28 protein-coding genes are annotated in these 25967 nt (G+C 61.7%); 15 read left to right on the top strand and 13 right to left on the bottom strand.

The window, feature by feature from the left end; all coding sequences use genetic code 11:
* Positions 1 to 4 precede the first annotated feature (4 nt).
* The 6 genes from rnpA to J3P73_RS02550 all read left to right on the top strand — a co-directional run bounded on the left by rnpA (position 5) and on the right by J3P73_RS02550 (position 5145).
* A complete protein-coding gene (gene rnpA, locus J3P73_RS02575) occupies positions 5 to 406 on the top strand; it encodes a ribonuclease P protein component (protein ID WP_018068735.1) in 402 nt (133 codons plus the stop codon).
* Entirely contained in the window at positions 406 to 2199 is a 1794-nt protein-coding gene (gene yidC / locus J3P73_RS02570) for a membrane protein insertase YidC (RefSeq protein ID WP_018068734.1), read from the top strand. Before rnpA ends, yidC begins: the two co-directional genes overlap by 1 nt.
* A 139-nt stretch (positions 2200 to 2338) precedes the next feature.
* The gene (gene yihA / locus J3P73_RS02565; protein ID WP_130814623.1) at positions 2339 to 2992 is read left to right on the top strand and encodes a ribosome biogenesis GTP-binding protein YihA/YsxC; all 654 of its coding nucleotides are present in this window, start codon (positions 2339 to 2341) and stop codon (positions 2990 to 2992) included.
* Between the two features lie 268 nt (positions 2993 to 3260).
* On the top strand, positions 3261 to 3470 hold the full coding sequence (locus J3P73_RS02560; protein WP_018244551.1) for a cold-shock protein: 210 nt from the start codon (positions 3261 to 3263) through the stop codon (positions 3468 to 3470).
* A 132-nt stretch (positions 3471 to 3602) separates the two neighbouring features.
* Complete coding sequence (locus J3P73_RS02555) at positions 3603 to 3827, top strand: hypothetical protein (protein ID WP_018485371.1); 225 nt, start codon at positions 3603 to 3605, stop codon at positions 3825 to 3827.
* A gap of 241 nt (positions 3828 to 4068) precedes the next feature.
* Entirely contained in the window at positions 4069 to 5145 is a 1077-nt protein-coding gene (locus tag J3P73_RS02550; RefSeq protein WP_130663970.1) for a sensor histidine kinase, read from the top strand.
* A gap of 171 nt (positions 5146 to 5316) precedes the next feature.
* On the opposite strand, the gene J3P73_RS02545 is transcribed toward J3P73_RS02550, so the two are convergent.
* The 3 genes from J3P73_RS02545 to J3P73_RS02535 all read right to left on the bottom strand — a co-directional run bounded on the left by J3P73_RS02545 (position 5317) and on the right by J3P73_RS02535 (position 7251).
* Positions 5317 to 5871, bottom strand: coding sequence for a fasciclin domain-containing protein (locus J3P73_RS02545; protein ID WP_018068729.1), 555 nt, complete (start codon positions 5869 to 5871; stop codon positions 5317 to 5319).
* A 124-nt stretch (positions 5872 to 5995) separates the two neighbouring features.
* Entirely contained in the window at positions 5996 to 6715 is a 720-nt protein-coding gene (locus J3P73_RS02540) for an anti-sigma factor (protein WP_024323872.1), read from the bottom strand.
* Positions 6712 to 7251: a sigma-70 family RNA polymerase sigma factor gene (locus J3P73_RS02535; RefSeq protein WP_018068727.1), complete on the bottom strand. Its 540-nt coding sequence runs from the start codon at positions 7249 to 7251 to the stop codon at positions 6712 to 6714. Before J3P73_RS02535 ends, J3P73_RS02540 begins: the two co-directional genes overlap by 4 nt.
* A 143-nt stretch (positions 7252 to 7394) precedes the next feature.
* On the opposite strand from J3P73_RS02535, the gene argB reads away from it, so the two are divergent.
* Both argB and J3P73_RS02525 read left to right on the top strand, forming a co-directional pair.
* Positions 7395 to 8282: an acetylglutamate kinase gene (gene argB / locus J3P73_RS02530; protein ID WP_027689527.1), complete on the top strand. Its 888-nt coding sequence runs from the start codon at positions 7395 to 7397 to the stop codon at positions 8280 to 8282.
* Positions 8283 to 8351: 69 nt separating this feature from the next.
* Positions 8352 to 9500, top strand: coding sequence for an alpha-hydroxy acid oxidase (locus J3P73_RS02525; RefSeq protein ID WP_018068725.1), 1149 nt, complete (start codon positions 8352 to 8354; stop codon positions 9498 to 9500).
* A gap of 67 nt (positions 9501 to 9567) precedes the next feature.
* On the opposite strand, the gene J3P73_RS02520 is transcribed toward J3P73_RS02525, so the two are convergent.
* Genes J3P73_RS02520 through bchE form a run of 3 tightly spaced genes read right to left on the bottom strand, consistent with a single transcriptional unit; the run spans position 9568 to position 13008 of the window.
* Positions 9568 to 10338: an isocitrate lyase/PEP mutase family protein gene (locus tag J3P73_RS02520; RefSeq protein ID WP_027689526.1), complete on the bottom strand. Its 771-nt coding sequence runs from the start codon at positions 10336 to 10338 to the stop codon at positions 9568 to 9570.
* Positions 10335 to 11423: a bifunctional transcriptional activator/DNA repair enzyme AdaA gene (locus tag J3P73_RS02515; protein ID WP_130764801.1), complete on the bottom strand. Its 1089-nt coding sequence runs from the start codon at positions 11421 to 11423 to the stop codon at positions 10335 to 10337. Before J3P73_RS02515 ends, J3P73_RS02520 begins: the two co-directional genes overlap by 4 nt.
* A gap of 55 nt (positions 11424 to 11478) precedes the next feature.
* On the bottom strand, positions 11479 to 13008 hold the full coding sequence (gene bchE / locus J3P73_RS02510) for a magnesium-protoporphyrin IX monomethyl ester anaerobic oxidative cyclase (RefSeq protein WP_027689525.1): 1530 nt from the start codon (positions 13006 to 13008) through the stop codon (positions 11479 to 11481).
* Positions 13009 to 13197: 189 nt separating this feature from the next.
* Here bchE and J3P73_RS02505 point away from each other — a divergent pair, with 189 nt between their 5' ends.
* Both J3P73_RS02505 and J3P73_RS02500 read left to right on the top strand, forming a co-directional pair.
* On the top strand, positions 13198 to 13905 hold the full coding sequence (locus tag J3P73_RS02505; protein WP_018485363.1) for a pyrimidine 5'-nucleotidase: 708 nt from the start codon (positions 13198 to 13200) through the stop codon (positions 13903 to 13905).
* A 104-nt stretch (positions 13906 to 14009) separates the two neighbouring features.
* The gene (locus tag J3P73_RS02500) at positions 14010 to 14645 is read left to right on the top strand and encodes an EF-hand domain-containing protein (RefSeq protein ID WP_027689524.1); all 636 of its coding nucleotides are present in this window, start codon (positions 14010 to 14012) and stop codon (positions 14643 to 14645) included.
* A gap of 99 nt (positions 14646 to 14744) precedes the next feature.
* Here the strand turns inward: J3P73_RS02500 and J3P73_RS02495 are convergent, their stop codons facing one another.
* Positions 14745 to 15611, bottom strand: coding sequence for an LOG family protein (locus J3P73_RS02495; RefSeq protein ID WP_024323867.1), 867 nt, complete (start codon positions 15609 to 15611; stop codon positions 14745 to 14747).
* Positions 15612 to 15805: 194 nt separating this feature from the next.
* Between J3P73_RS02495 and dapD the strand changes: the two genes are divergently transcribed.
* The 3 genes from dapD to J3P73_RS02480 all read left to right on the top strand — a co-directional run bounded on the left by dapD (position 15806) and on the right by J3P73_RS02480 (position 18544).
* Positions 15806 to 16666 (top strand): 2,3,4,5-tetrahydropyridine-2,6-dicarboxylate N-succinyltransferase, encoded by an 861-nt coding sequence (gene dapD, locus J3P73_RS02490; RefSeq protein ID WP_018068718.1) that lies wholly within the window; start codon positions 15806 to 15808, stop codon positions 16664 to 16666.
* A gap of 101 nt (positions 16667 to 16767) precedes the next feature.
* Positions 16768 to 17961, top strand: coding sequence for a succinyl-diaminopimelate desuccinylase (gene dapE, locus J3P73_RS02485; protein WP_027689523.1), 1194 nt, complete (start codon positions 16768 to 16770; stop codon positions 17959 to 17961).
* Positions 17948 to 18544, top strand: a complete 597-nt coding sequence (locus J3P73_RS02480; protein WP_018068716.1) for a hypothetical protein — start codon at positions 17948 to 17950, stop codon at positions 18542 to 18544. The genes dapE and J3P73_RS02480 overlap by 14 nt, the downstream gene beginning before the upstream one ends.
* A gap of 120 nt (positions 18545 to 18664) precedes the next feature.
* Here J3P73_RS02480 and truA read toward each other — a convergent pair whose 3' ends face one another.
* From truA to J3P73_RS02450, 6 genes are all read right to left on the bottom strand, one after another.
* Positions 18665 to 19483 carry a tRNA pseudouridine(38-40) synthase TruA gene (truA, locus tag J3P73_RS02475; RefSeq protein WP_018070093.1) on the bottom strand — a complete coding sequence of 273 codons (819 nt, stop codon included), beginning with the start codon at positions 19481 to 19483 and terminating at the stop codon, positions 18665 to 18667.
* Positions 19483 to 20418 (bottom strand): methionyl-tRNA formyltransferase, encoded by a 936-nt coding sequence (gene fmt / locus J3P73_RS02470; protein WP_024323862.1) that lies wholly within the window; start codon positions 20416 to 20418, stop codon positions 19483 to 19485. The genes truA and fmt overlap by 1 nt, the downstream gene beginning before the upstream one ends.
* A gap of 20 nt (positions 20419 to 20438) precedes the next feature.
* The gene (locus tag J3P73_RS02465; RefSeq protein WP_018070091.1) at positions 20439 to 20861 is read right to left on the bottom strand and encodes a type II toxin-antitoxin system VapC family toxin; all 423 of its coding nucleotides are present in this window, start codon (positions 20859 to 20861) and stop codon (positions 20439 to 20441) included.
* Positions 20858 to 21142: a plasmid stabilization protein gene (locus J3P73_RS02460; protein WP_018070090.1), complete on the bottom strand. Its 285-nt coding sequence runs from the start codon at positions 21140 to 21142 to the stop codon at positions 20858 to 20860. The genes J3P73_RS02465 and J3P73_RS02460 overlap by 4 nt, the downstream gene beginning before the upstream one ends.
* Before the next feature lie 64 nt (positions 21143 to 21206).
* Positions 21207 to 21722: a peptide deformylase gene (gene def / locus J3P73_RS02455; RefSeq protein ID WP_020397424.1), complete on the bottom strand. Its 516-nt coding sequence runs from the start codon at positions 21720 to 21722 to the stop codon at positions 21207 to 21209.
* A gap of 97 nt (positions 21723 to 21819) precedes the next feature.
* Complete coding sequence (locus J3P73_RS02450; protein WP_020397423.1) at positions 21820 to 23316, bottom strand: globin-coupled sensor protein; 1497 nt, start codon at positions 23314 to 23316, stop codon at positions 21820 to 21822.
* Positions 23317 to 23520: 204 nt separating this feature from the next.
* Between J3P73_RS02450 and J3P73_RS02445 the strand changes: the two genes are divergently transcribed.
* Both J3P73_RS02445 and J3P73_RS02440 read left to right on the top strand, forming a co-directional pair.
* Positions 23521 to 24747, top strand: a complete 1227-nt coding sequence (locus J3P73_RS02445; protein WP_130764799.1) for a DNA recombination protein RmuC — start codon at positions 23521 to 23523, stop codon at positions 24745 to 24747.
* A gap of 104 nt (positions 24748 to 24851) precedes the next feature.
* The gene (locus tag J3P73_RS02440) at positions 24852 to 25751 is read left to right on the top strand and encodes a ribokinase (RefSeq protein WP_130764798.1); all 900 of its coding nucleotides are present in this window, start codon (positions 24852 to 24854) and stop codon (positions 25749 to 25751) included.
* Positions 25752 to 25967: the final 216 nt, after the last annotated feature.

Here is a 25967-nt window from a genome sequence, read left to right as displayed (position 1 = left end):
AGAGATGGCGGGCGAATTGACGACCAGTGAGAAGAAACACACTGTCGGGCGGCTGAAGAGCCGCCCGCAGTTTCTTGCCGTGCGCGAGGGCGAAAAACGCCGGGGCGGCCTCTTCCTTCTCGAAGTCCTCGACCGGAAGGAACCCGACAGCCAGGCACGCGTCGGTTTTACAGTCACCAAAAAACATGGCAACGCGGTCGAACGGAACCGCATGCGCCGCCGCCTGAAAGAGGCGGTGCGGCTTCATGCGGGGTTTGCAATGCAGCCCGGACACGACTATGTGGTTGTCGCGCGCAGGGACGTGCTTGACGCGTCCTTCCAGGAATTGGCCGCGGAACTGAAATCCCGCGTGGAAACCAGGCCGAAACATCGGCGCTCCGGAGACGGACGCCCCAGGAACGTATGATGGAAAACAACCGCAATTACTTCATTGCGATCGCTCTCTCGGTGCTGATCGTCCTCGGCTGGCAGTTTCTCTATATGAATCCGCGCATCGAGGCCCAGCGCAAGACGCAGGAAGCCCAGAAGGCGCAGCAGCAGACCGAACAGGTGCAGCAGCCGGCAGCCGGCGGCGAGACGCCGGCCCAGCCGAGCGGTACGGCACCTTCCGGTCAGGCGGTCGCGACGGCGACGCTCGAGCAGGCGCTGGCAAAGACCCCGCGCGTCGTCATCGACACACCGGCACTTTCCGGCTCGATCAACCTTGCTGGCGCCCGCCTCGACGATCTGAAGCTCAAAGGCTATCACGAGACCGTCGACGACTCGAGCCCGACCATCACGCTGTTCAGCCCGGCCGAGACCAAGGACGGCTATTTCACCGAGCTCGGCTATATCGGCAGCGACGCGACGGGCAACGTTCCCGGCGCCTCGACGCTCTGGACCGCGCCTGAAGGCGCCAAGCTCACCGAAAAGACGCCGGTGACGCTTTCCTATACCAACGACAAGGGCCTGACGTTCACCCGCACGATTTCCGTCGACGAACGCTACATGTTCACCGTCGCCGACAAGATCAGCAATGCCGGCCAGGCGCCCGCTTCGCTGTCTTCCTACGGCCGCGTGACGCGCTACAACAAGCCGACGACGCCCTCCGTCTACGTGCTGCATGAAGGCTTCATCGGCGTCATCGGCGATGACGGCCTGATCGAAACCAAATATAGCGCCGCCGAAAAGGAAGCCGTGATGCCGGCGAAATCCACCGGCGGTTGGCTTGGCATTACCGACAAATACTGGGCGGCGACGATCGTTCCGCCGCAAAGTGCCGCCTATGAGGCGCGCTTCTCCCATTTTGCCGATGGCCAGCCGCGCTATCAGGCCGATTACAAGGACGATGCCTTCACCGTCGCGCCGGGCCAATCGATCGAGCTCAAGAACCTCGTCTTCGCCGGCGCCAAGGAAGTGCCGGTTATCGACGGCTATGAGGCCAGCTACTCGATCCCGAAGTTCGACCGGCTGATCGACTGGGGCTGGTTCTATTTCATCACCAAGCCGATGTTCAAGCTGATGGACTTCTTCTATCGCTTCTTCGGCAATTTCGGCGTGGCGATCCTGTGCACCACCATCGTCGTCAAGCTCCTGTTCTTCCCGCTCGCCAGCAAGCAGTACGCTTCGATGGCGAACATGAAGCGCATGCAGCCGAAGATGGAGGAGCTGAAGGCGAAATTCGCCGATGACCGCATGGGGCTGCAGCAGGCAACGATGCAGCTCTACAAGGAAGAAAAGATCAATCCGATCGCCGGCTGCTGGCCGGTGGCGCTGCAGATCCCGATCTTCTTCTCGCTCTACAAGGTGATCTACATCACCATCGAAATGCGTCACGCGCCGTTCTTCGGCTGGATCAAGGACCTATCGGCGCCCGATCCGACGACAATCGTCAATCTGTTCGGCCTTTTGCCCTTCGAGGCGCCGACCATTCTGCATCTCGGCGTCTGGCCGCTGATCATGGGCGTCACCATGTTCCTGCAGATGCGCATGAACCCGACGCCGCCCGATCCGACGCAGGCGATGATCTTCACCTGGATGCCGCTGGTGTTCATGTTCATGCTGGCAAGCTTCCCGGCCGGCCTGGTCATCTACTGGGCCTGGAACAACACGCTTTCGGTAGCACAGCAGTCGGTGATCATGAAGCGCCACGGCGTCAAGGTCGAACTCTTCGACAATCTGAAGGGTCTGTTCCGACGAAAAACGGCGCCGTCGAAATGATGCCAAGCCCCGCTCCGGCGGGGCTTTTTCTTTTCCAGGCAGCGGACGAAGACGCCTGCAAACGGCCTCGAAGCTTGACATCCGCCCGTAAAACCATGAAGCCCGGTAAAAGACCCAACCCAGAGATTGCCGAGCCCGCATGTCCGACATCGAAAAGCCGCTCTTCGGCCACCCATGGATCTTCATCCGCGGCGTACCGTCCCTGAATTTCCTGCCGCCGGAAGGGCCGTTGGAAGTGGCCTTTGCCGGTCGCTCGAATGTCGGCAAATCCTCGCTGATCAATGCGCTGGTCGGCCAGAAGGGTCTGGCGCGCACCTCGAACACGCCGGGACGCACGCAGGAACTCAATTATTTCGTTCCCGACGGCTATTCCGGCGAAGGCGGCGACCTGCCACCAACGGCGATCGTCGACATGCCGGGCTATGGTTATGCGCAGGCACCGAAGGAGCAGGTCGACAAGTGGACCAAGCTCGTCTTCGATTATCTGCGCGGCCGCGCGACGCTGAAGCGCGTCTATGTGTTGATCGACAGCCGCCACGGCATCAAGAAGAACGACGATGACGTGCTTGATCTGCTCGACAAGGCAGCGGTCTCCTACCAGATCGTGCTGACCAAGGCCGACAAGATCAAGGCGGCTGGTGTGCCGAAACTGCTTGCCGAAACGGCGGAAAAGATCCGCAAGCGTCCGGCCGCCTATCCCGGCGTGCTGTCCACCTCGTCCGAAAAGGGCGACGGGCTGGACGAGCTGCGCCAGGCGATCGCCGAAACCGTCGGCATCGCCCGCTGGAAGTAGAGGGCGTGCGCGCCCCCGGGCGCGGCGCCCGGTTTGGTGTAAACGCGTCATAGACATCCAAAAGTTGAACAATGCGCCACCAGAAAACCAATGGTTGACAACGCGGGGGAGTTGAGCTAGATAGCGATCATCGAATTTTGCTTGCTGGCTTGGTTATCGCGCGATTGGCACCGCGCTCTGAACGAACTTCCTTTCAAAAATCGCTATCACCATCCGCATCGCCTTGGCGTTGCGGTTCTTCAATATTGCTATGAAAGGGTTCATCATCATGGCCACTGGCACAGTTAAATGGTTCAATTCCACCAAAGGCTTCGGCTTCATTCAGCCTGATAATGGCGGCGACGACGCCTTCGTTCACATCTCCGCCGTCGAGCGCGCCGGAATGCGCGACCTTGTCGAAGGCCAGAAGATCGGCTTCGACCTCGAGCGTGACAACAAGTCGGGCAAGATGTCCGCTTGCAATCTCCAGAACGCTTAAATCGGTATCTGCTTCCCTTTGACCACGGATGTACTGGCACTGCCGGAAGCACGTTATCCATTCAAGGCCAGGCGATTTGCCTGGCCTTTTTGTTTTCGCTCGCGCGTCGAGCCCACGAGTATCGGAGCCAACATGACAGAAACATACAGCAAATCTCGCCAGCGGGCGGAGATCGCCTTCGGCAACGTCCAGACCCAGTTCTTCGCGAAGAACCAGGCGGCCGAGGAGCTCGAATCCGACGCCCAGTCGCAACAGGCAAAGACGTTGCGGCTTCGGGAGGCCCGGCTTGCGAGGGAACAGAGTAACCGGGTGTCGGCCACCTCTGCCCTCATTGCGAAACGCGCCAGGGCCCGCTGAGATAACAACCCGATCGAAGGCTCGAAGTTTAAACCGCACCTGAAATGACGGGCTTGCAGATCGCGCGCTGCAGCATGGCCGAAGGCGTCCCGCGCATTCACCCGCACCAAGGAAGCGTCAATGGCAGAGACTGCGAACGCATGAACTGGCCGGTGCTGATTGCGCTTGCGTCCCCGCAGCTTTTAAAGCAACGCTAGTTCTCCTGCTGTGCGGGAGCAGCCGCGTCCACGAGTAATATTTGATGACCGATAGCAAAGACCAGCCGATTTCGCCGGAAGGCGTCGGCAACTTGCCCCATCTTGCCGAAGCCCTTGATGATGACCGGTTTCGACACTTTCTCGATCATGTGCCATTCGCGGTGGCTGTCTCCGAACTCGGTGGGAACGAGCCGCTGATTTACGTCAACCTCGAATTCGAACGGCTGACGGCGCTTGGGGCAACCGAGGTCCAGGGGAAACCCTGGCCGGACATTGAATTGAATTCCACCGCCGTCTCCGGAGAGGTGCCGCTCACGGCAGCTGTGACCTCTGCTGAGGAATATATTGGTGCCTTCTCGCTGGTGGCCGAGGCCGAGAGCACCGTCATCATCGATGTCTGGTCGAATACGATCGTCGACGATGATGACACGCCGCTTTTCCGATTGGTGGCCTTTGCTGCCCGCAATGAGGCGACGGCCGCCGAGAGCTTCAGCGAACTGCTGACGGAGAAAGATGTCCTTCTGCGGGAACTACAGCATCGCGTGAAGAACAATCTCCAGATGATCACGGCGCTCATCCGAATGGAGGCGCGCAATGCTCAACAGAATGAGGAAAGCGAAAGATTTGCACGGCTTGCGGGGCGGATCGAAGCCTTGGCCCTGCTCTATCGCTCGCTGTCGGACGAAGAGAAAGGCGCCACTGTCGATCTTGGCACCTATGTGAGCCAGATTGCCGCTTCTGTGATGGCGGCCCATGCCGTGGAAGGGATCCGGCTGGACATGAAGGTCGATACCTGGCCGGTTTCCGTCGATGTCGCCATGCCGGCCGGCCTCGTCATCAACGAACTCCTCACCAATACGCTGAAGCATGCTTTCGTGGGGCGCGATGGCGGCGAAATCACGTTTCGCTGTGTCGTCAGCGATACCGGGTGCAGAATTACCGTTGCTGATAACGGGGTCGGTCTTCCCCAAGACGTGACCTGGCCGCAGCCCGGGAAGCTCAGCGCGATGATCGTACAGTCGCTGAAACAGAACGCCCGCGCCGAGGTTGAAGTCACCTCGTCCCCCGATACCGGCATGAGTGTCACCCTCGTCTTCCCGAGAGCTGAAGCGGCCCGATAGAGCGCCGCGCGTCTTTTCAGACGCGCTAAGGACGCTCTATCACTTTGAATCTGCGCGTAATCCTTTCCGAAAATCGATTCCGATTTTCGGGGTTATGCGCTAGCCACCTCATCAATCTGTGTTTGGGGCGCCCCAAAGAGCGCCCCAATGCGTCTGCCGATACGAGCGGGCTTACATCTTCGGCAGCAGCACCTTGTCGACAACGTGGATGACGCCGTTCGATTGTTTGACGTCGGCGATCGTCACATGGGAGACACCGCCGTTTTCATCGGTCAGCGTGATCTTACCCATGCTTTCCTTGGCTTTCAGCACACAGCCGCCGACGGTCTTGATGTCGTGCTCGCCGCCGTCATCCTTGATCATCTTGGCAACGGTCTTGGCCATGGCATCGGCGGCGACGACGTGGCAGGTCAGAACCTTGGTCAGCGTCGCCTTGTTTTCCGGCTTCAGCAGCGTATCGACGGTGCCTTTCGGCAGCGCGGCGAAAGCTTCGTTGGTCGGCGCGAAGACGGTGAAAGGACCCTTGCCCTCGAGCGTGCCGACCAGGCCGGCGGCCTTGACGGCTGCGACCAACGTCGTGTGATCCTTTGAATTCACGGCGTTCTCGATGATGTTCTTGCTATCGAACATCGCAGCACCGCCAACCACCGGGTTTTTCGCGGCGGCAAAGGCGACAGCGGACATGAGAGCGGCGAGCGCGAAGCCGCGCAATACGGACTTGATCATGATTTTCTCCTCACCGGACACCATCCGCGGGCTTTATGCCTGAGCGTCGTCCGGACATTTCGAACTACGGAGGGCCGCGCGGAAGAGTTTCAGGCAGGAGAAAATGATTTATGGCCGACCCAGATTATGGTCGGCGCAGGGGACCGCTTGCGATCACCGGGCCGGTCGCCTGGCCGGTCGGCGAGCCGCCGAAGGGTTCGAGGCTGACGGCAAGTGTTGCGCCATCGGCGACCTGGCTGCGCAGATCGGCGGGAATGACGAGTTCGCCGCTCTCGCCCGGCTGGAAGACGCCGAGCGATTTCGGCAGGCCGCTGCCCGGCACCAGCCAGAGTTCCAGCGACTTCTCCTCCGGCTTGCCGGCCGCGACCGGCACGATCTTCAGCCGGCCGCTCTGCAGCTCGTAGGAGGCGAGAAGGTTGACGGTGCTGTTCTGGCCCGAAAGCGAGGCCACCAGCGGTGCCGGTCCCTGCGGCTGCGGCACCACGCCGGAGGCGAAGATGACGGCGCTGACGGCGACGACGACGCAGGCGAAGCTCAGCGAGCGCCAGAAAACGGCGGAATTCCATAGCCCTTGCGAAAAGGATGCGGGCTTTTGGCCATCGCCGAAAAGCCGCGCCTCGATCTGCTTGAAGGTTTCCCGGTTCGGAGCGACACCTTCATACTCGTCGTTGAAGGCGGAGAGGTTGGTTTCCCAGCGGCTGACGATCGCAGCGAAGGGCCGGTCGTGGCGCATCCGCTCTTCTACCACTCGACGGTCCTGCATCGATAGGACGCCAAGCACATATTCGCCGGCGAGAACCTCGTCGCGGGAGCGGTCTCCCTTGCTTTTGTCGGGCGATGTCATCGTTCCATGCACTCTCTCAGTTTCAAGAGGCTGCGCCTAAGCCAGGTCCGCATCGTGTTCAGCGGGACACCAAACTGATCGGCCAGCTCCTGATAGCTCAGCCCTTCGACATAAGCCCGTTTCACCGCGACCGCGCGATCAGCTTCCAACTCTTCCATGCAGGTGTCAATCCGCCTTCCTTCATCCTTCGTCATCGTCTGTCTTTCCGGGTCTGGTCCGGCATCGGCAAGATCATAGACCGTATCCAATTCGTCGGCGATGGGCTTGCGCGCCCGCAGCGCGTCGATCGACCGGTTGCGGGCAATCGACGCGAGCCAGGCCGCGGACGAACCCGAAGCGACGGAGAAGCTGCGAGCGCGCTGCCAGATGCTGATATAGACTTCCTGCAGGACCTCTTCGGCTTCCGAGCGATCCTTCAAGATACGCAGGCAGATCGCAAAAAGTTTCGGCCCAGTCTGGTTGTAAAGGGCAACGAAGGCCCTGCGATCGCTCAATGCGACGCGGCCGATCAGGTCTGCAATCTCATCGCCTTGCATGCCGTTCCTCATCTCAAGCTTGCGTGCGCCGGACGGTAGCGGCCGCCGGCTTCGCGCCAGATACGAAAAACTATTGCCCTCTGGATTATTCCCTCTGTCAGAAACTTACGATAAAAGGCCGCGAACAATTCTGCGGGGTTCCCATGAACGAAACCGAAAGCGAAATGCAGGCACGGCTTCTGGCCAAGGCACTGCCCTTCATGCAGCGTTACGAGAACAAGACGATTGTCGTGAAATATGGTGGCCACGCGATGGGCAATCCCGAGCTCGGCAAGGCCTTCGCCAGCGACATCGCACTCTTGAAGCAATCCGGCGTCAACCCGATCGTCGTTCACGGCGGCGGCCCGCAGATCGGCGCCATGCTGAGCAAGATGGGCATCGAATCGAAATTCGAGGGCGGGCTTCGCGTCACCGACCAGAAGACGGTCGAGATCGTCGAAATGGTGCTCGCCGGCTCGATCAACAAGGAAATCGTCGCCCTCATCAACCAGACCGGCGAATGGGCGATCGGCCTTTGCGGCAAGGACGGCAACATGGTCTTCGCCGAAAAGGCGCGCAAGACCGTGAAGGATCCGGATTCGAACATCGAGCGCGTGCTCGATCTCGGTTTCGTCGGCGAAGTGGTCGAGGTCGACCGCACGCTGCTCGATCTGCTCGCCCGCTCCGAGATGATCCCGGTCATCGCGCCCGTGGCGCCTGGCCGCGACGGCGCCACCTACAATATCAACGCCGATACCTTCGCCGGCGCCATTGCCGGCGCGCTGAACGCCACCCGGCTGCTGTTCCTCACCGATGTGCCGGGCGTGCTCGACAAGAGCGGCCAGCTCCTCAAGGAGCTTTCCGTCGCCGAAGCGCATGCGCTGATCGCCGACGGTACGATTTCGGGCGGCATGATCCCGAAGGTCGAGACCTGCATCGATGCGATCAAGGCCGGCGTGCAGGGTGTCGTCATCCTGAACGGCAAGACCGCCCATTCCGTCCTGCTCGAGATCTTCACCGAGCACGGCGTCGGAACGCTGATCGTCCCCTGAGCGAGGCTGCGCCCTTCACTTGCGAAGGGCGGATCTTCCTCACACGGGAACAGGGTATCGAGGAAACAAATGCGCCTGACAGACTGCTATAATTTTCACGATTTCCGGCGCATGGCCAAACGGCGTCTTCCCGGGCCGATATTCGACTATATCGACGGCGGTGCCGATGACGAGGTGACGTACCGGCGCAATACAGCGGCCTTCGAGGCTTGCGATCTGGTGCCTGACGTTTTGCGCGGTGTGGCCGAGGTCGACATGTCGGTGACCGTCATGGGGCAGAAGCTCGCAATGCCGGTCTATTGCTCGCCGACGGCGTTGCAGCGCCTTTTTCACCACCAGGGAGAGCGGGCGGTCGCGGCGGCGGCAGCAAAACACGGCACGATGTTCGGCGTCTCCTCGCTCGGCACGATCAGCCTGGAGGAAGCGAGACAGATCAGCAACGGGCCGCAGGTCTATCAGTTCTATTTCCACAAGGACCGCGGCCTCAACCGCGAGATGATGGCGCGAGCGAAAAATGCCGGCGTGCAGGCGATGATGCTGACGGTCGACAGCATCACCGGCGGCAACCGCGAGCGCGACAAGCGCACGGGCTTTGCCATTCCCTTCAAGCTCAATCTTGCCGGCATGACCCAGTTCGCGATCAAGCCTTCCTGGGCGATCGACTGGCTGACGCATGAGCGCTTCCGGCTGCCGCAGCTCGAAAACCACGTCAAGATGGACGGCGGCGCGCTGTCGATCAGCCGATACTTCACCGAGATGCTGGACCCCTCGATGTCGTGGGACGACGTGGCGGAGATGGTGCGCGAATGGGGCGGGCCATTCTGCCTTAAGGGCATCATGTCGGTCGAAGACGCCAAGCGCGCGGCCGAGATCGGCTGCAGCGGTATCGTGCTTTCCAATCATGGCGGGCGCCAGCTCGACGGCTCGCGCAGCGCATTCGACCAGCTGGCCGAGATCGTCGACGCCGTGGGCGACCGGATCGACGTGATGATGGATGGCGGTGTGCAGCGGGGAACGCATGTTCTTAAAGCGCTGTCGCTGGGGGCGAAGGCCGTCGGGCTCGGGCGCTACTATCTCTTCCCGCTTGCCGCTGCCGGACAGCCCGGCGTCGAACGGGCGCTGGAGACGATGCGCACCGAGATCGAGCGCGGCATGAAGCTGATGGGCTGCACCTCGGTCAGCCAGCTGACGCGGCGAAATCTGCGCTTCCGTTCCTGAGCGGAACGGGATTTCATTGCGGGCCGCAGCCTTTCGCACCAGATCTGCGGCCCTCGGACTTTCGACGTCAGAGCGGGCTATAAATCGCCGCCGCCTCCTGTTTCAGCTTTTCCATCATCGACCGGTAAGGCCCGGGGCCATAACTGACGCGGCCGACGCCGAGCTTTGCCAGCGTTTTCACATCCGGGGCGCCTGTCCGCATCATGATGTTGACCGGCAGCGGCGAGGCGGCGCAGATCTTCTCGATCAAGGCGGGATCGATCAAGCCAGGCACGAAGAAGCCGCTGCCGCCGGCCGCCGCATAGGCCCGGCCGCGCTCGATCGCCTCGTCCACCAGACCGGCATGTTTGGAAAGATCGCTCTCGGCCAGGAAGAGATCGGTGCGGGCGTTGATGAAGAAGGGGATGCCCTTGCCTTCGGCCATGGCGCGAATGGCGCGGATGCGGGCAGCCTGCCTCTCGGCCGGATAAAGCCCACCACCGCCGACCACCTGATCCTCGAAATTGATGCCGACGGCGCCGACCTCCACCAGCTTGGCGACATTGGCGGCCGCACCCTCAGGCTCGGCCGAATAGGCGCCTTCGAAATCGACCGAAAGCGGCAGGTCGATGACAGCGGTGATGGATTTCGCCGTGTCGACCAGCACCGACATCGGCAGCTTCTCGCCGTCGGCATAACCATGGGCAGCGGCGACCGACCAGCTTCCCGTGGCAAGCGCCTTGGCGCCGGCATCGGCAACCGCCCTCGCCGTGCCGGCATCCCAGATATTGTAGAGAACAACGGGGTTGCCCTTCTGGTGCAGCGTGCCGAACAGCTCGGCCTTTTCAGTCTGGTTCATGCCGTCTCCTCCATGTTAGGTGCTTGGTTAGGTGCTTGTGCTCTGATCTTCTCTTCATGCCGCAGCAGCCATTGCTTGCGCCAGAGCCCGCCGCCATAGCCGGTCAGCGAACCATCCACGCCGAGGATGCGATGGCAGGGCACGATGATGGCGAGCTGGTTGGCGCCGTTGGCGCGGCCGACGGCACGCACCACTTCCGGCCTTTCCATCTCCCTGACGAGATCGCCATAGGCGCGCGTCTGGCCGGCAGGAATCTCCATGAGTTTTGCCCAGACATGTTTTTCGAAGGGTGTGCCACCAAGGGCCAACGGCGTCCTGAAGACGGTCAGCCGCCCTTCGAAATAATCCCGGATTTCTGCCTCGATCTGGTCGATCGCCGGCGTGCGGCCGATCGCGACCGAGGAGCGGACGCGCTTCTGCAGCGCCTCGAGCTCGGTCGGCAATGCCTTACGGTCGTGGAATTCGAGAAGGTGGAGATGCGTCTTGTCGGCAACCGCTACCATCGGCCCGAGCGGGGTGTCGAACCAGTCGGCAGAGAGCAGTTCGCGGTTCTGCGACAGCGCCGGCGCTTTGCCGACGAGCCGCTGAAAAGCCGTCCGGAAACCACTTGGGGAGTCATATCCCGCCTCGAGCTGCGCATCGATGACGCGCGCGCCATCGGCCAGTTGCCGGGCCGCCTCGCCCAGCCGGATATAGCGGACGATATCGTGGAAGGTCACGCCGAGCCCGCGTTTGAAGGCGCGGCGCACCGTCGAGGGGTCATGGCCCCTGCGCATGAGCTCATCCTCGGTCCAGCGCAGCTGCGGCTCGCGGTCCAGTGCGGCAAGCAGTTCGTCGACGATCGGCTCCCTGCCCGGCTGCTCCAGCGGCCTGCAGCGCTGGCACGGGCGGAAACCGGAATGCATGCAGGCGGCGATCGTGTCGAAAAAGATGGTATTTTCCCGCCTCGGCTTGCGCGCCGGGCAGGTCAGACGGCAGAAGATACCTGTCGTCTTGACGCAGACATAGGCCTGACCCTCATAATCGGCACTGCGCGCGATCAGGGCATCATAGAGCGTATCATCATCGGGGCGTTCGAAAAGCATGACCGCTTTCTAGCATTCCGTGCCTGCGCCGTCCGCCGAAAATCGGGCGTCTATTTTATTCCGCCGCGTCGAGGCTTTTCACATGCCGTTGCGGGCGCAACATCGATTCCTCCTCTGAATCCTGCGGTGCGCCCCAGAAATTCTCGAGCGTCGGGCCATCCTTGAGATGGCGGCGGCGGAAGAGGAATTCGAGGATCTCATGAAACCAGACGCGACGACCCATTTGCGTATACCAGCGCATGGAATGGCGTTGCTGGCGATCGCGATGGAAGAGTATGCGCAGCAGTGCCTTCGGCCGCGCCTGGACCGCCACCTCGATGAGCTTAACGCAGGCGACCAGCACGATCGGGTTGAGGTGCCGCATCTTCAGTACCTGATGCTTGTAGTCCCATTTACGGATGTCGGTTTCGATGACCTGTCGATCGCGGGCAATGCGGAAGAAGGGCGTCCAGCGATGTGGCGTCACATAGAGCGCCTGGATCTGGTCGGGATCATAGGAAAGCAATTGCCGGAAGCCGCGCCAGAGATGGCTCAGCTTCTCCTCCTCGAAACCGACGACCCAGGTCGCCATGGAGAGGATATCGTGTTGGCGCAGAAGGCGGATCGCCTCCCGGTCAGTCGTCTTGGCTCCGCCCTTCTTGATCAGCGTCAAGGTTGCCTCGTCGGTGTTTTCCATACCGATCAACCAGCGCACGACACCCGCTTTGCGGTAGAGATGCAGGATATCGGCATCGCGGACGATATCATCGGCCCGTGTCGATCCGACAATCTGCACCGGCACGTTCTCGGTGATCATCGCTTCGAGAAAAGCGAGCCAGGCCTTTCGCGAAGAGGTCGGATTCTCGTCGGCGAGATTGATAAGTTCCACACCCTCTTCGCGATAAAGCCTGGCGATCTCGCGGGCAAACAGTTCCGGCGAGCGGTGACGCCAGCGGGTCCAGAAACCGCGCTGGCCACAGTAGTTGCAAAGATGCGGACAGCCGCGCGAAAACTGCATGACGACAGCGCGCTTGCCGCCCCAATAACTGTAGTGGCGATGATCGATCAGCTCCCAGCCGACGCGATAGGCATCGAGATCGGCGATCGCCTGCGCCGGCTGTGTTGCCAGGATTTCGCCATCGCCATCGCGAAAGGCGATGCCGGGAACGGTTGCGAGCGGGCGGCCCGTCGCCAGGGTGCAGGCAAGCCGCCGCATCGTTTCCTCGCCTTCGCCGCGCACGAGGATATCGAATGCCTCGGTCTCGGCCATCGCCTCCCGCCAGTGATAGGTCGGGAAGACACCGCCATAAACAATGCGGATAGCAGCATCGCTGTGCTTGACCGCCTCTGCGATCGCGCGGGCGGTGGGATGGGCCGAGGTCGAGCCGGAATGGCCGATCAGCACCAAATCGGGGCCACTGGCCACCACACGGCTGACAATCTCCGCTATCGTCATCGGTCCGAACTCGGCATCGATGAGACTGACGATATGACCGTCGTCGATCAGCGGGCCGCCGACCGAAAGAAGGCCGAGCGGTGGAAGGTGATCATCGGGAATGCGACTGCCGATCGCCGTATGCGGCGGATTGATCAGAACGATCTTCATGCGACTTTACCCCTTGCGGGTCCCCCTGTCTGACGCAGGCAGAAAGTCACCAGCGATCAATGGCAATATTCAGACAAAATCCTCTTAAAGTTGTGAAAATCTGACGGCATTTTTGCGGAAGCCGATGTCAGGCTGAGCTGGGAGCCAAAAGCCTTTGGTTTCCCACAGCAGCCGTGCCATAAGACCGCCATGACCAAGATCGACCGCACGCCTGATAAAACCGATTTCGAGCACGTCACAGACTGGGTCTTCGACCTCGACAACACGCTCTATCCGCATCATGTCAATCTCTTCGCGCAGATCGACAAGAACATGACCGCCTATGTCGCGGCGCTCTTGCAGATGGAGCGGGAAGAGGCGCGCAAGCTGCAGAAGCAATATTACCTCGACCATGGCACGACGCTGCAGGGCCTGATGATCCATCATGGCATCGACCCGAACGATTTCCTCGAAAAGGCGCATGCGATCGACTACACGGCGCTGACGCCGCAGCCGGAACTCGGCGAGGCGATCAAGGCGCTGCCGGGGCGCAAATTCATCTTCACCAATGGCAGCGTCAAGCATGCCGAAATGACGGCGGAGGCGCTCGGCATTCTCGAGCATTTCGACGACATCTTCGATATCGTCGCCGCCGATTACGTGCCGAAGCCGGCGCAGGCGACCTACGACAAGTTCACGGCGCTGAAGCGCGTCGAAACTGCCAAGGCGGCGATGTTCGAGGATCTGCCGCGCAACCTGACGGTGCCGAAGGCGCTCGGCATGCAGACCGTACTGCTCGTACCGCGCAATCTGGAAGAGACGGTCGTCGAATGGTGGGAAAAGACCAGTGGCGAGGAGGATCATATCGATTTCGTCACCGACGATCTCGCCGCTTTTCTCCGCAAGATTATCGGCTGAAGCATTACGAAGTTTTCATTCAGCTTACCGATGTTTAACTGGGTCTTTCGGGCCTGCTGCCATAGCTTCTTTCGTGAGGGGACACCTTACGAAAGGCAAACACGATGTACCGCAACAAGCTGATACTGGCAGCGCTTTCCTCCACCCTCATCTTCGGCGCAGCCGCCGGGGCAGTTTTTGCCGCACCCGGTGACGGGCCGCGTCAGCACCCCGGCATGCACGGTCCGGGGCCTGCTGCCTTCCGCGAAATCACCTATGTCCGCATGCTGAAGCAGTTCGACACGAACAAGGACGGACAGATCTCCAAGGACGAGGCGACCGCCGGTATCGACAAGATCTTCGCTGCGATCGACACCAACAAGGACGGTTCGCTGACACCGGGCGAAATCCGTGAGTACCGGAAAACGCAGATGCAGGCGATGAGAGATCAGCGCAAGCAGGAAGCCGGCGAAAACAAGGATGCGAACGCCGCACCCACGGCGCCTGAAACCTCCGACAACAATGACCAGGGACGGCCGCCGCGCGACGGCCACGACGGTCGTGACGGACATCGCTGGATGCGCCATGGCGGCAACTTCATGCGCGCCTCGCTGATGATGCAACGGATCGACACAGACCAGAACGGCCAGATCTCCAAACAGGAAGCCGAAGCCGCCTTCGACAAGCTGTTTGCGCGAATGGACCGCAACAAGGACGGCGTCATCTCGATCGACGACATGCCGGACCGGCCGCTTCTGTAAGGCCGGACGAACCGTTCCTCCCGCTCCATTCCTGCTCCGCGGGAAGGAGCGGGGGAATTATGAATGCGCGTCGTTCGGCCGAAGCGCGCGCTTGAGCCCTTACTCGCGGTGTTCGTAGAAATCCTGCACGATCTTCCATGCCGCTTCTGCCGTATCGACGAAGCTGATCAGCTTGACGTCGTCAGGCGCGATCGTGCCGAATTCGGCCAATGCCTCGAAATTGATGATCCTCCTCCAGAACGACTCCCCGAAGAGGATCAGCGGCAGGCGCTCCATGCGGCCGGTCTGGATCAGCGTCAGGCATTCGAAGAATTCGTCAAGCGTGCCGAAGCCACCGGGAAAGACCGCGATCGCCTTGGCGCGCACCATGAAGTGCATCTTGCGGATGGCGAAATAGTGGAAGTTGAAGCTGAGTTCCGGCGTCACATAGGCGTTCGGCGCCTGCTCGTGCGGCAGTACGATGTTGAGGCCGATCGAAGGTGCGCCCTCGTCGGCCGCGCCGCGATTGCCCGCCTCCATCACCCCGGGGCCGCCGCCGGTGACGATGACATATTCGTGGAAATTCAAGGTGGCCGAATATTTCGAGCAGAGCCGGGCGAATTTGCGCGCCTCGTCATAGTAGACGGAGGCCGCCTCCAGGTTGACGCGCTGGATATCGTTGCGGGCTGCCCAGGCGCTCTGGCCGGGGGCGGGAATGCGGGCGCCGCCGAACATGACGACGGTCGACTTGATGCCGCGTTCGGTCAGCATCATCTCCGTCTTCAACAACTCCAGCTGCAGGCGGATCGGCCGCAATTCCTCGCGGCAGAGGAAATCCTCGTCGACATAGGCAAGGCGGTAGGCAGGCGATAGCGTCTGCGGCGTCTTCGGCACGGCTTCGGCGCGCTGCCTGTCGGTCGAGCTGCTCTTCAGCGGGTCCCATACGCCATCCTTGCGCCGCGAACCGCCGTTTCGTCCCTTCGCCATGTCGAAATGCCTTTCAGTATTGCCGGCTTCGAAACCGGATATGTCGCTATAACGCCTTGAATCCAGATATGATCTTGTCGGAAAAATCATTCCGTTCTACGGGTTCATACTGTAGAGCAGGATTGACCCCCGCCAACCGCAATTCCGGAGACCCCGCCGTCTCCACGATAAAGATCGAAGTTTAAGGAATTCTCATGAGCGCCACCGACCTCGCATCCCTCGAAAAGATCATCGAAGCCGCCTTCGACAATCGCGACAATGTGAACACGTCGACGAAGGGCGAGGTTCGCGATGCGGTCGAATCAGCGCTCGATTTGCTCGATGCCGGCAAGGTCCGCGTCGCCGAACGCAGCTCCGACGGCGCCTGGACGGTCAATCAGTGGCTGAAGAAGGCTGTGCTCTTGTCCTTCCGCCTCAACGACATGGACGTGGTCAAGGGCGGTTCGGGCAACTCGACCTGGTGGGACAAGGTTCCTTCGAAATTCGAAAACTGGGGCGAGAACCACTTCCGCGCCGCCGGCTTCCGCGCCGTGCCGAACTGCGTCGTGCGCCGCTCGGCTTACATCGCCCCGAACGCCATCCTGATGCCTTCCTTCGTCAATCTCGGCGCCTATGTCGGCGAAGGCACGATGGTCGATACCTGGGCAACGGTCGGCTCCTGCGCGCAGATCGGCAAGCATGTGCATCTCTCCGGCGGCGTCGGCATTGGCGGCGTCTTGGAGCCGATGCAGGCCGGCCCGACGATCATTGAGGACAATTGCTTCATCGGCGCCCGTTCCGAGGTGGTCGAAGGCTGCATCATCCGCGAAGGCTCGGTGCTCGGCATGGGCGTCTTTATCGGCAAGTCGACCAAGATCGTCGACCGCGCCACCGGCGAGGTGACCTACGGCGAAGTGCCGCCCTATTCCGTCGTCGTCGCCGGCTCGATGCCGTCGGGCAATGCGACGATGGGCAACGGCCAGCCGGCGCCGCATCTCTACTGCGCCGTCATCGTCAAGCGCGTCGATGAAAAGACCCGCTCGAAGACCGGCATCAACGAGCTGCTTAGAGATTGATGACACCGCGACGTTGATCCGGTAAACAGACGGCGTCTTTTTACGCGAGGCGGCCCCGCCTTGCCATGTCTTTGCCATTCCCGCCGGATAGTTCGACCGCCATGACCGCTACCGACCCCGTCGCCAATCTTCAGACGCTGATTCGCTGCCCGTCCGTGACGCCCGCCGAAGGCGGCGCGCTGTCGGCGCTGGAGGCAATGCTTGCGCCGCTCGGCTTTACGGTCGACAGAGTGAAGGCGAGCGAAGAGCGAACACCTGACATTGAAAACCTCTATGCCCGCCTCGGCAAGGACGGCCCGCACCTGATGTTTGCCGGCCATACCGATGTCGTGCCGGTCGGCGACGAAGCCGCCTGGACGCATCCGCCCTTTGAGGCCCAGATTTCGAAGGGCGAACTTTTCGGCCGCGGCGCCGTCGACATGAAGGGCGGCATTGCCTGTTTCGTCGCCGCGGTCGCCCGCCATATCGAGAAAAACGGGCAGCCCAAGGGCTCGATTTCCTTTCTCATCACCGGCGACGAAGAAGGTCCGGCGATCAACGGCACGATCAAACTGCTGCAATGGGCAGCCGAGCGCGGTGAGCGCTGGGATGCCTGCCTGGTCGGGGAGCCAACCAATCCGGACAGGCTCGGCGACATGATCAAGATCGGCCGGCGTGGCTCGCTGTCGGGCAGGATCACCGTACACGGCGTGCAGGGCCATGCCGCCTATCCGCACCTTGCCGACAATCCGGTGCGCGGCATGCTGCAGCTGACGCAGGCGCTGATGGACCCGCCGTTTGACGGCGGCACCGACGATTTCCAGCCGTCGAACCTCGAAGTGACCACGGTCGATGTCGGCAACCCGGCGACCAACGTCATTCCGGCCAAGGCGTCGGCGAGTTTCAACATCCGCTTCAACGACAGCTGGACCGTCGAAGCACTGCGTGCCGAAATCCTGCGCCGTCTTGACGCCGCTGCCCGGGACGGCGCGCTGCGGCCGAGCCGCGACCCGGTGAAATACGATATCGTCTGGGCCGACCGGCCGAGCCATGTTTTCCTGACGCGCAACAATGCGCTGATCGCCTCGCTGTCTTCAGCCGTCGAAAGCATTTCCGGCCAATCGCCGCGGCTTTCGACCACCGGCGGCACATCGGATGCGCGCTTCATCAAGGATTATTGCCCGGTCGTCGAGTTCGGCCTCGTCGGCCAGACGATGCACATGGTCGACGAGCGCGTCGCTGTCGCCGATCTGGAGACGCTGACGGCGATCTATGAAACCTTCATCGCCCGCTGGTTCGCCAATGCCGGGCTTTAGGGAGGTTCAATATTACCTGGCCGGCCTCTGGCTGCTGATCCGGCTGGATCCGCGCGGCTTCCGCTACCTCGACATGTCCGAGCGCGGCGTCAACCGCTCGTTCTGGGCGATGGCCTGGTGCCTGCCGCCGATGGGCATTTCCTGGCTCTGGTGGCGGCAGGCCTTCCTGCGCTCTATGCCGCCGGAAGCCGATGTCGACTTTGCCTTCTATTTCAGGCTCGGCCTCGTCGAACTCGCCAACTGGTTTGTGCCGCTGGTCTTTGCCGGGCTGCTGCTGCTTGCTTTTCGCATGGGCGAGCGTTTCGCCCCCGTCGTCGTCAGCATCAACTGGCTCGGCGTGCCGCTCTCCTATATCAACGGGCTGCTGCTGGCGCTGGTGTTCTTCCTGCCCGGCTCCGTCGGCCTCGTCTCGCTGCTGCTGCTCGCCTTCATGCTGGCGCAGGTCTTCGTGCTGGCGCGCATTCTCCGGATGATCTGCCACGGTCACGCGCTGATGGTCGGAGCGCTCACACTGGTGCTGCTCGTGCCATCGATGATCCTTTCGGAATATCTGCAGCACTTCCTCGGCATCTATCCCGTCTAGAGCATGATGCCGAAAAGTGTGAGCAGTTTTCGGGCGACATCATGCTCTAACTCTTTAATTTAGAACAGGATTCAGATTTTAGGCCGACCCGGCCTAAAATCATCCTGTTCTTGGGTAAACTTACGAGGGATCGTCAGCATCCCCGTCATTGGCATCGGTATCGGTGACCGGCCTTCGGCGATCGGGAATCACGTCGGGATAATCCACCTGCATGAAATAGAGCCCGTCCGGCGGCGCCACCGGGCCGCAGGCCTTGCGGTCGCGCGCCTGAAGCGCTGCCTCGACATCATCAGGCGTCCACTTGCCTTCGCCGGCGAGCTTCAGCGTGCCGGCGAAGGAACGGATCTGGTTGTGGAGAAAACTCTGCGCCGTGGCGCGGATCTCGATTAACTCGCCATTGCGCGTCACATCCAGCCGGTCGAGCGTGCGCACCGGGCTATTTGCCTGGCAATGGGCGGCGCGGAAGGTGGAAAAATCGTGCCTGCCGACCAGCCTCTGGGCGGCAGCGTGCATGACCTCGTGGTCGAGCACCTTCGGCACCCACCAGGCCTTGCCGGCTTGAAGCGCCAGCGGCGCCCGGCGGCTGACGATGCGATAGAGGTAATGGCGCCGCAGCGCCGAAAAACGCGCATCGAAGAAATCGGGAGCCGCCTCGACGTCGAGAATGGAGACGCGCTCGCCGGCAAGCCTCAGATGCGCGTTCAAGGCATTCTGCAGTTGGTAGGGCGACCACGCCTTCGAAAGATCGGCATGGATCACCTGCCCCATGGCGTGGACGCCGGAATCGGTGCGTCCGGCGCCGCGGACCAACACCGTCTCGCCGGTCAGGGAAAACACCGCGGCTTCGATCGCGCTCTGGACCGAGGGGCCGTTCTCCTGCCGCTGCCAGCCGACATAGGGGCCGCCGTCATATTCGACGGTCATGCGAAAACGCGGCATCAGGAAAGCCTCATGCCCGCCGCAAGCGGCGTGCCCCTGAGGAAATCCGCCGCCATCAGCGGCTTGCCGCCGGCCTTCTGCAGCCTGGTCAACCGCACCGCGCCCGAGCCGCAGGCGACCACGAGATCATCCGTCAGCAATTGCCCGGCCGCACCCTGCCCTTCAGCCAGTTCGGACCCCAGCACCTTCACCCGCTCCGGCTTGCCGCCGATTTCGAGCTCGAACCAGGCCCCCGGAAACGGCGCCAGGCCGCGGATGTGATTGTGCACGTCCTTGGCATCCCTGGAAAAATCGATGCGCGTCTCGGCCTTGTCGATCTTGGCGGCATAGAGCACGCCGTCTTCCGGCTGCGGCGTCAGCGGCAGATCGTTCATCTCGAGTTTCACCATGGCCTCCGCCATCGCCTTGGCGCCGACCAACATCAGCCGGTCGTGCAGCTCGCCAGCGGTCATGTCCGGGCCGATCTCGACCTCGCGGGTCAGTGCGACGGCGCCGGTATCCAGACCCTTGTCCATCTTCATCACCATCATGCCGGTCTTTGCGTCGCCGGCCATGATCGCCCGCTGGATCGGTGCCGCACCGCGCCAGCGCGGCAGCAGCGAGGCATGGCCATTGTAGCAGCCATCCCGGGTGCCGTTCAAAATTGCTTCCGGCAGCAGCAGTCCGTAGGCAACGACGACGCCGACATCGGCATTCAGGCCACGAAACCTCTCGCGTTCCTCGGGGTCCTTGAAATTAACCGGGGTGAAGACCGGCAGGCCGAGCAGTTCGGCCGCCTGATGCACCGGCGATTTCTGCAGATCGAGGCCGCGCCGCCCGCCCGGCCGCGGCGGCTGCGTATAGACCGCAACGATCCCGTGCCCGGCATCGACGAGCAGGCGCAGGGTCGGAACCGAGAACTCCGGGGTTCCCATGAAGATGATGCGAAGAGACATTTTATCTCGCCAATTGAGGATCAACCGTCTTCAAACGGGTTTACGAGCTTGAGATCAAGCCCCTCGAAATCTCGAGTGTTGCGGGTCGCAAGCGTCGCGCCGTTTGCAAGGCAGATGGCGGCAATCATGGCATCCTGGACAGAAATCGGCCGCCCTATGCTTTCGCGTTTCGCCCGCAAGCGACCGGTTGCCATAGCCGTTTCCAAATCCCAGCCGGCGATACGATCGCGAAACTGGCCTTTCACCAAATTCTCCATCGCGCGAAAGAAGCGGTCTGATCCTGTCTTCAAGAAAACCCTTTCGGCTCCGTAAATCTGCTCCATCAAGCCAACCGTGCAAAGCCAGATTCTCGAGCCATCCTGCCGCAATATCCAAGCCTTCACCTTTTCACTCGGCAATGGCTTGGCGAACTCGGAAATCACATTCGTATCGAGAACGATCATTCGAAATCCTCGAACGGCCTGCCGAAATCCTTTTTCCGCGCGGCCTCGATTTCGTCCATGATTGCAGCGAATTCATCGTCAACTGCGTTTTCGCTGACGAAAGCGGCGCGTATTGCTTCATATGCCGACAAAGTCTCGGGCTTTGCTTCGGTTTTTCTTTTCAGCGCGTCCCGCAAAAGCTCCTTGGCCTCGTCGGAAAGGCTGTTTCCGCTCCGCTGCGCCGATTCCGCAATGTCTCGCTTCATTGCTTCGGAAATGTTTCTGATCAGAAAGTCACCCATATGGCGCCTCCACTATGATATCAGTGATATCATAGTGCCTCGCCGGTGAATTTTCAACGCAGCGTCAGAGCGCCTTGGACTTCGCCGCCTTGGTGAATTTCTTGATCACCATCTCCCGCTTCAGCCGCGAGATGTAGTCGATGAACAGCACGCCGTTCAGGTGGTCGATCTCGTGCTGCAGGCAGGTGGCAAGCAGCCCGTCGGCTTCCACGGTCTGTTCCTTGCCGTTGCGGTCGAGATATTTGACCGAGACAACGGCCGGGCGCTCGACCTCGGCATAATAATCCGGAATCGAAAGGCAGCCTTCCTCATAGACGGAGCGCTCGTCGGAGGATTTGACGATCTCCGGGTTTATGAAGACCTGCGGCTGTTTTTCCTCGCCTTCGCGCGAGATGTCGATGACGAGCATGCGGCGCGGCACGCCGATCTGGATCGCGGCAAGGCCGATGCCCGGCGCGTCGTACATGGTTTCCAGCATATCGTCGGCAAGACGCTGCAGGTCGGAGTCCACCCGCTCGATCGGCTTGGACAGCTGGCGGAGAACGGGATCGGGAAGAATGATGAGTGGCTTGATGGTCATGGCGTTCCCATAACCCATCTTTTCCGACTATGGAATTATCCGGCAGGCGGGGAATACGCTTTTTTGCATCCCCGCCTGGAATTTCGCCATATTCGCCTCAGGCCGCCCGGCGGGCAGCACTGGCGGAATGGCCCTCCGGCCGGGCGCGGAAGCGCCGCAGCAGCTCGATCAGGCTCTCCACCTCGTCCTTGAGCCGGCGGGTTTCTGCCGAGGAGTGCTCGACCATGTCCGAATTCTGCTGGGTGATCGCACCCATGTTGCGGACGGCGAGGCTGACCTCGTTGACGCCGGTCGCCTGATCGCGCGCGGCGGCGGCGATATCGGCGACGAAACGGTTGATGATATCGATGCGGCTGATCATATCGTTCAGCGCCTCACCGGTGCTGGAGACGATGCCGACGCCCTGATTGACCTGGGTCGAACTCTGAGAGATCAGGTTCTTGATCTCCTTGGCCGCTTCCGCGGTGCGCTGGGCGAGCTGGCGGACTTCCTGGGCGACAACGGCAAAACCCTTGCCGGCATCACCGGCGCGTGCCGCCTCGACACCGGCGTTCAGCGCCAGCAGGTTGGTCTGGAAGGCGATCTCGTCGATAACGCCGATGATCTTGGAGATCCCGGTCGAGGATTTCTCGATGCCGGCCATCGCCGAAACGGCGCTGGTGACGAGTTCGCCGGAGTTCTTCGCCTTCTCTTGCGTCTCGCGCACGGCGGCCGAAGCCTTCTCGGCATTGGCGGCCGTCTGGCCGACGCTGACGGACAGCTGCTGCAGGGCGGCCGAGCTCTCCTCGACGCCTGCCGCCTGCTGGGCGGTGCGCAGCGCCAGATCGTTGGTCGCATTGGATATAACGTCGGCGCCGCTCATGATATGGCCCGAGGTCTCGCGTACGGAGGCGAAGGACTGGCTTAGCGCCCTGACGGCGCGGTTGTAATCCTCGGCCATGTGCCTAAAATTGCCCGGTAGGTCGGACGGCAGGGTGGCTTCGAGATCGCCTTTCGACAGCGCTTCCAGACCGCGGCGCAGCTGCTCCAGCGCGATCGCCTGGTCGGATTCGGCCTGGGCGCGCTCTTCTTCCAGGGCGCGACGCTTGGCTTCGAGCGTCTCCAGATAGACCGAGATGGAATAATCCATGTCGAGCATGCCGGCCTTGATGACGGCCGACAGCTTCTCGGCCAATGCCTTGCCCTGCTGGCGCGCAAAGATCGACGGCCACTGCTTCTCCATGATGCCCTTGACGAGCTCGGACATGACGATGGCGTAACCGCCAATATACCAGCGCGGCTCCAGCCCGATGCGGGCGTGGGTGCGGCCGACTGCGGTCACGCCGTTGACATAGCTCTCGTCGAATGCGCCGCCGGCGAGATTGGCCCAATGATCCTGCTGGCGCTTCCTGGCATGGCCGACATGGTTCTTATCGGCGAAGAAGCCGGCGACAGCGGGGGTCTTGGCGATCTTGGCGTAGAATTTATCAAGGGCGCCGCCGATCAGCTCTGATATGACAGGGCGCAGATCCCGCATCGACTTGCGCGCCGCCTCATCCAGTTCGATGAAGTCGAGGCGCTGCCTGAGGGCATTGTCGGTCTGCTGGGCGGTCATGGAGATCTCTGTACTTGGCGCGCGGCGCGGGAAGGAATTTCTGCGCCGCAGGTTTTGGCCAATATGGTTGAGCAATCGTTAAATCGGACGGCGATTTCTTCTCCCCGAGCGCGGAAGAGCGATAGCGTGCGAGGATATTGCGGGTCGTCCATTCCGTTCACGTTTTGATCTATATATCGCCGTTTCTTCTGTTATGCTTGCCGCATGACCATCCATTCCGAATCGCTCGCCCTTTCCCTTGCCTCGATCAGCCCGGCCATGCTGGCGCTTGTCGGCGGCGTTCTCGCCGCCCTCGCCCTGCTGGTGATCGTGCTTCTGCTGCGCGGCGCCGGCCTTCGCCGCGAGCAGGCGGAGGAGGCAAGCTTTCGTGCTGAGGAAAACGAAGCGCGCATGGCCGAGCTTTTGAAGATCCAGGCGGAGATGCAGGGCCGCATCGCTGTCATGACCGAGGTCTTCGGCGCGCGACAGAGCGAACTCAACCAGACGATCAGCCAACGCCTCGATGGCATGTCGCAGCGCGTCAGCTCGACGATCACCGAGCAGACAAAATCGACGCATGAGAACCTGCAGCGGCTGCAGGAGCGGCTGGCGGTCATCGATGCCGCGCAGAATAATATCCAGACGCTCGCCAAGGATGTCGTCGGGCTGCAGGCCATTCTGTCCAACAAACAGACGCGCGGCGCCTTCGGCCAGTCCAGGATGGAAACGATCGTCGCCGACGGCCTGCCGATGGGCGCCTACGCCTTCCAGCAGACGCTCTCCAACGGTTCGCGGCCGGACTGCACGATTCGTATGCCGAACGGCGCGCCGCCGCTGGTGATCGACGCGAAATTTCCGCTCGAAGCCTGGAACGCGATCCGCGACGCCGGCAGCCCCGAGGCAGGCAAGATCGCCGGCCAGCAGTTCCGCCGCGATATGGAAATCCATATTCGAGACATTTCCGAGAAATATCTGATCCAGGGGGAAACCCAGGATACAGCCTTTCTCTTCGTGCCGTCCGAATCGATCTTCGCCGAGATCCACGAGCATTTCGAACCGGTGGTGCAGAAGGCGCATCGCGCGCGTATCGTCATCGTCTCGCCGTCGCTGCTGATGCTGTCGATCCAGGTCATCCAGGCCGTGCTCAAGGATCAGCGCATGCGGGCCCAGGCGCATCTGATCCAGGGTGAAGTGGCGATCCTGATGGACGACCTTAGCCGCCTCGACGAGCGGGTGCGCAAACTGCAGGGCCATTTCGCCATGGCGCAGAAGGATATCGACATGGTGGTCACGTCAGCCGACAAGCTCACCAGGCGCGGCGCCAGGATCGAAGCGCTTGAATTCGAGGCGGGCAGCGGCGATGCACCCCCCGCCCGCGACGACGTGGCCCCGGCCAAATCGGTGGAAAGCCGCACCGGTCTTCTGAAGCTCCGGGTGGTTGACGAGGAGTGATCGCTTCGGGCAGTGTCTCGCCCGCATGAAACACTAGGAGCATGATGTCATCCGAAAACCGATCACACTTTTCGGCATCATGCTCCAGAAGACGGGACACATTCATGATCACAGTTTTCGGGTCCATCAACATGGATCTCATCGCCACGACCGAGCGTCTGCCGAAGCCCGGCGAGACGGTGGCCGGCAACGGCTTTGCCACGGCCGCCGGCGGCAAGGGCGCCAACCAGGCGCTGGCAGCGCGCCGCGCCGGCCGCTACGTGCATATGGCCGGCGCCGTCGGCAAGGATGCCTTTGCTGCGGAGGCGCTGGCTCTGCTCGATGATGTAGGCACCGACCTTTCCCTCATCAACCATGTCGACGGTCCCACCGGCACGGCGCTGATCCTTGTCGGCGGCGATGGCGAGAACATGATTGCCGTCGTTCCCGGCGCCAATGGCCAGGTCACGCCTGCCGATGCCGAGACGGCGATCGGCCGCATGAACGAAGGCGATATCCTGATGCTGCAGCTCGAAGTACCCGCTGCTGCCGTCGAACGCGCGCTGTCGGCCGCCCGCGCCAAGGGCGTCACCAGCATTCTCAACCTCGCGCCGCTGATCCCCGATGCGCCGCGTCTCGGCCGGCTTGCCGATATCGTCATCGCCAACGAGACCGAGTTCGAGCGGCTCGCCGGACAGGAGGGCATGGACGCCCAAGCGCGCGAGGCAGCCCTTGCGCGCCTGCATGCGGAAACCGGCCAGACGCTGATCGTGACGCTCGGCGCCGACGGGGTCATCGCCATCCGCGACGGGGCGATTTCACGAGCGCAGGGTCTCAAGATCGAACCTGTCGATACGGTCGGCGCCGGAGACACATTCTGCGGCTATTTCGCTGCCAGCCTCGACGACGGCCTCGATTTTGTCTCGGCGCTGCGCCGTGCAGCGGTTGCCGGTTCGCTCGCCTGCCTCAAGGCTGGGGCGCAACCATCGATCCCCTTGAGCGAGGAAGTCGCAGACAGGATATAGGGGCGTCTCTTTGCGAAACCGCCGGCAAAACTCCCTGTAATTCAGGGCGTTCCGGCGATTTTCCTGGCCTCGATCGATAGAGTTTCATTCAAATTTAAGAGATTTCCGGCGATGTTCCTCGTGGTCGCCGGCGCCTCCCGCCTTTCGGATTCCGGACGTCCAAGCGGCTGCCTCATGATGGGGCGAGCCTTTGCTCCTGTGCCGGAGAATGCCCGT

This window comes from Rhizobium ruizarguesonis, from assembly GCF_017357285.1.
Taxonomy (GTDB): domain Bacteria; phylum Pseudomonadota; class Alphaproteobacteria; order Rhizobiales; family Rhizobiaceae; genus Rhizobium; species Rhizobium ruizarguesonis.
This window is presented reverse-complemented; position numbering and strand designations above follow the sequence as displayed.

What these genes read in the sequence shown, in the direction of transcription:
- rnpA (WP_018068735.1), top strand. Translation starts at nt 5, where the DNA reads ATGGCGGGCGAATTGACGACCAGTGAGAAGAAACACACTGTCGGGCGG.
- yidC (WP_018068734.1), top strand. Translation starts at nt 406, where the DNA reads ATGGAAAACAACCGCAATTACTTCATTGCGATCGCTCTCTCGGTGCTG.
- yihA (WP_130814623.1), top strand. Translation starts at nt 2,339, where the DNA reads ATGTCCGACATCGAAAAGCCGCTCTTCGGCCACCCATGGATCTTCATC.
- J3P73_RS02560 (WP_018244551.1), top strand. Translation starts at nt 3,261, where the DNA reads ATGGCCACTGGCACAGTTAAATGGTTCAATTCCACCAAAGGCTTCGGC.
- J3P73_RS02555 (WP_018485371.1), top strand. Translation starts at nt 3,603, where the DNA reads ATGACAGAAACATACAGCAAATCTCGCCAGCGGGCGGAGATCGCCTTC.
- J3P73_RS02550 (WP_130663970.1), top strand. Translation starts at nt 4,069, where the DNA reads ATGACCGATAGCAAAGACCAGCCGATTTCGCCGGAAGGCGTCGGCAAC.
- J3P73_RS02545 (WP_018068729.1), bottom strand. Translation starts at nt 5,871, where the DNA reads ATGATCAAGTCCGTATTGCGCGGCTTCGCGCTCGCCGCTCTCATGTCC.
- J3P73_RS02540 (WP_024323872.1), bottom strand. Translation starts at nt 6,715, where the DNA reads ATGACATCGCCCGACAAAAGCAAGGGAGACCGCTCCCGCGACGAGGTT.
- J3P73_RS02535 (WP_018068727.1), bottom strand. Translation starts at nt 7,251, where the DNA reads ATGCAAGGCGATGAGATTGCAGACCTGATCGGCCGCGTCGCATTGAGC.
- argB (WP_027689527.1), top strand. Translation starts at nt 7,395, where the DNA reads ATGAACGAAACCGAAAGCGAAATGCAGGCACGGCTTCTGGCCAAGGCA.
- J3P73_RS02525 (WP_018068725.1), top strand. Translation starts at nt 8,352, where the DNA reads ATGCGCCTGACAGACTGCTATAATTTTCACGATTTCCGGCGCATGGCC.
- J3P73_RS02520 (WP_027689526.1), bottom strand. Translation starts at nt 10,338, where the DNA reads ATGAACCAGACTGAAAAGGCCGAGCTGTTCGGCACGCTGCACCAGAAG.
- J3P73_RS02515 (WP_130764801.1), bottom strand. Translation starts at nt 11,423, where the DNA reads ATGCTTTTCGAACGCCCCGATGATGATACGCTCTATGATGCCCTGATC.
- bchE (WP_027689525.1), bottom strand. Translation starts at nt 13,008, where the DNA reads ATGAAGATCGTTCTGATCAATCCGCCGCATACGGCGATCGGCAGTCGC.
- J3P73_RS02505 (WP_018485363.1), top strand. Translation starts at nt 13,198, where the DNA reads ATGACCAAGATCGACCGCACGCCTGATAAAACCGATTTCGAGCACGTC.
- J3P73_RS02500 (WP_027689524.1), top strand. Translation starts at nt 14,010, where the DNA reads ATGTACCGCAACAAGCTGATACTGGCAGCGCTTTCCTCCACCCTCATC.
- J3P73_RS02495 (WP_024323867.1), bottom strand. Translation starts at nt 15,611, where the DNA reads ATGGCGAAGGGACGAAACGGCGGTTCGCGGCGCAAGGATGGCGTATGG.
- dapD (WP_018068718.1), top strand. Translation starts at nt 15,806, where the DNA reads ATGAGCGCCACCGACCTCGCATCCCTCGAAAAGATCATCGAAGCCGCC.
- dapE (WP_027689523.1), top strand. Translation starts at nt 16,768, where the DNA reads ATGACCGCTACCGACCCCGTCGCCAATCTTCAGACGCTGATTCGCTGC.
- J3P73_RS02480 (WP_018068716.1), top strand. Translation starts at nt 17,948, where the DNA reads ATGCCGGGCTTTAGGGAGGTTCAATATTACCTGGCCGGCCTCTGGCTG.
- truA (WP_018070093.1), bottom strand. Translation starts at nt 19,483, where the DNA reads ATGCCGCGTTTTCGCATGACCGTCGAATATGACGGCGGCCCCTATGTC.
- fmt (WP_024323862.1), bottom strand. Translation starts at nt 20,418, where the DNA reads ATGTCTCTTCGCATCATCTTCATGGGAACCCCGGAGTTCTCGGTTCCG.
- J3P73_RS02465 (WP_018070091.1), bottom strand. Translation starts at nt 20,861, where the DNA reads ATGATCGTTCTCGATACGAATGTGATTTCCGAGTTCGCCAAGCCATTG.
- J3P73_RS02460 (WP_018070090.1), bottom strand. Translation starts at nt 21,142, where the DNA reads ATGGGTGACTTTCTGATCAGAAACATTTCCGAAGCAATGAAGCGAGAC.
- def (WP_020397424.1), bottom strand. Translation starts at nt 21,722, where the DNA reads ATGACCATCAAGCCACTCATCATTCTTCCCGATCCCGTTCTCCGCCAG.
- J3P73_RS02450 (WP_020397423.1), bottom strand. Translation starts at nt 23,316, where the DNA reads ATGACCGCCCAGCAGACCGACAATGCCCTCAGGCAGCGCCTCGACTTC.
- J3P73_RS02445 (WP_130764799.1), top strand. Translation starts at nt 23,521, where the DNA reads ATGACCATCCATTCCGAATCGCTCGCCCTTTCCCTTGCCTCGATCAGC.
- J3P73_RS02440 (WP_130764798.1), top strand. Translation starts at nt 24,852, where the DNA reads ATGATCACAGTTTTCGGGTCCATCAACATGGATCTCATCGCCACGACC.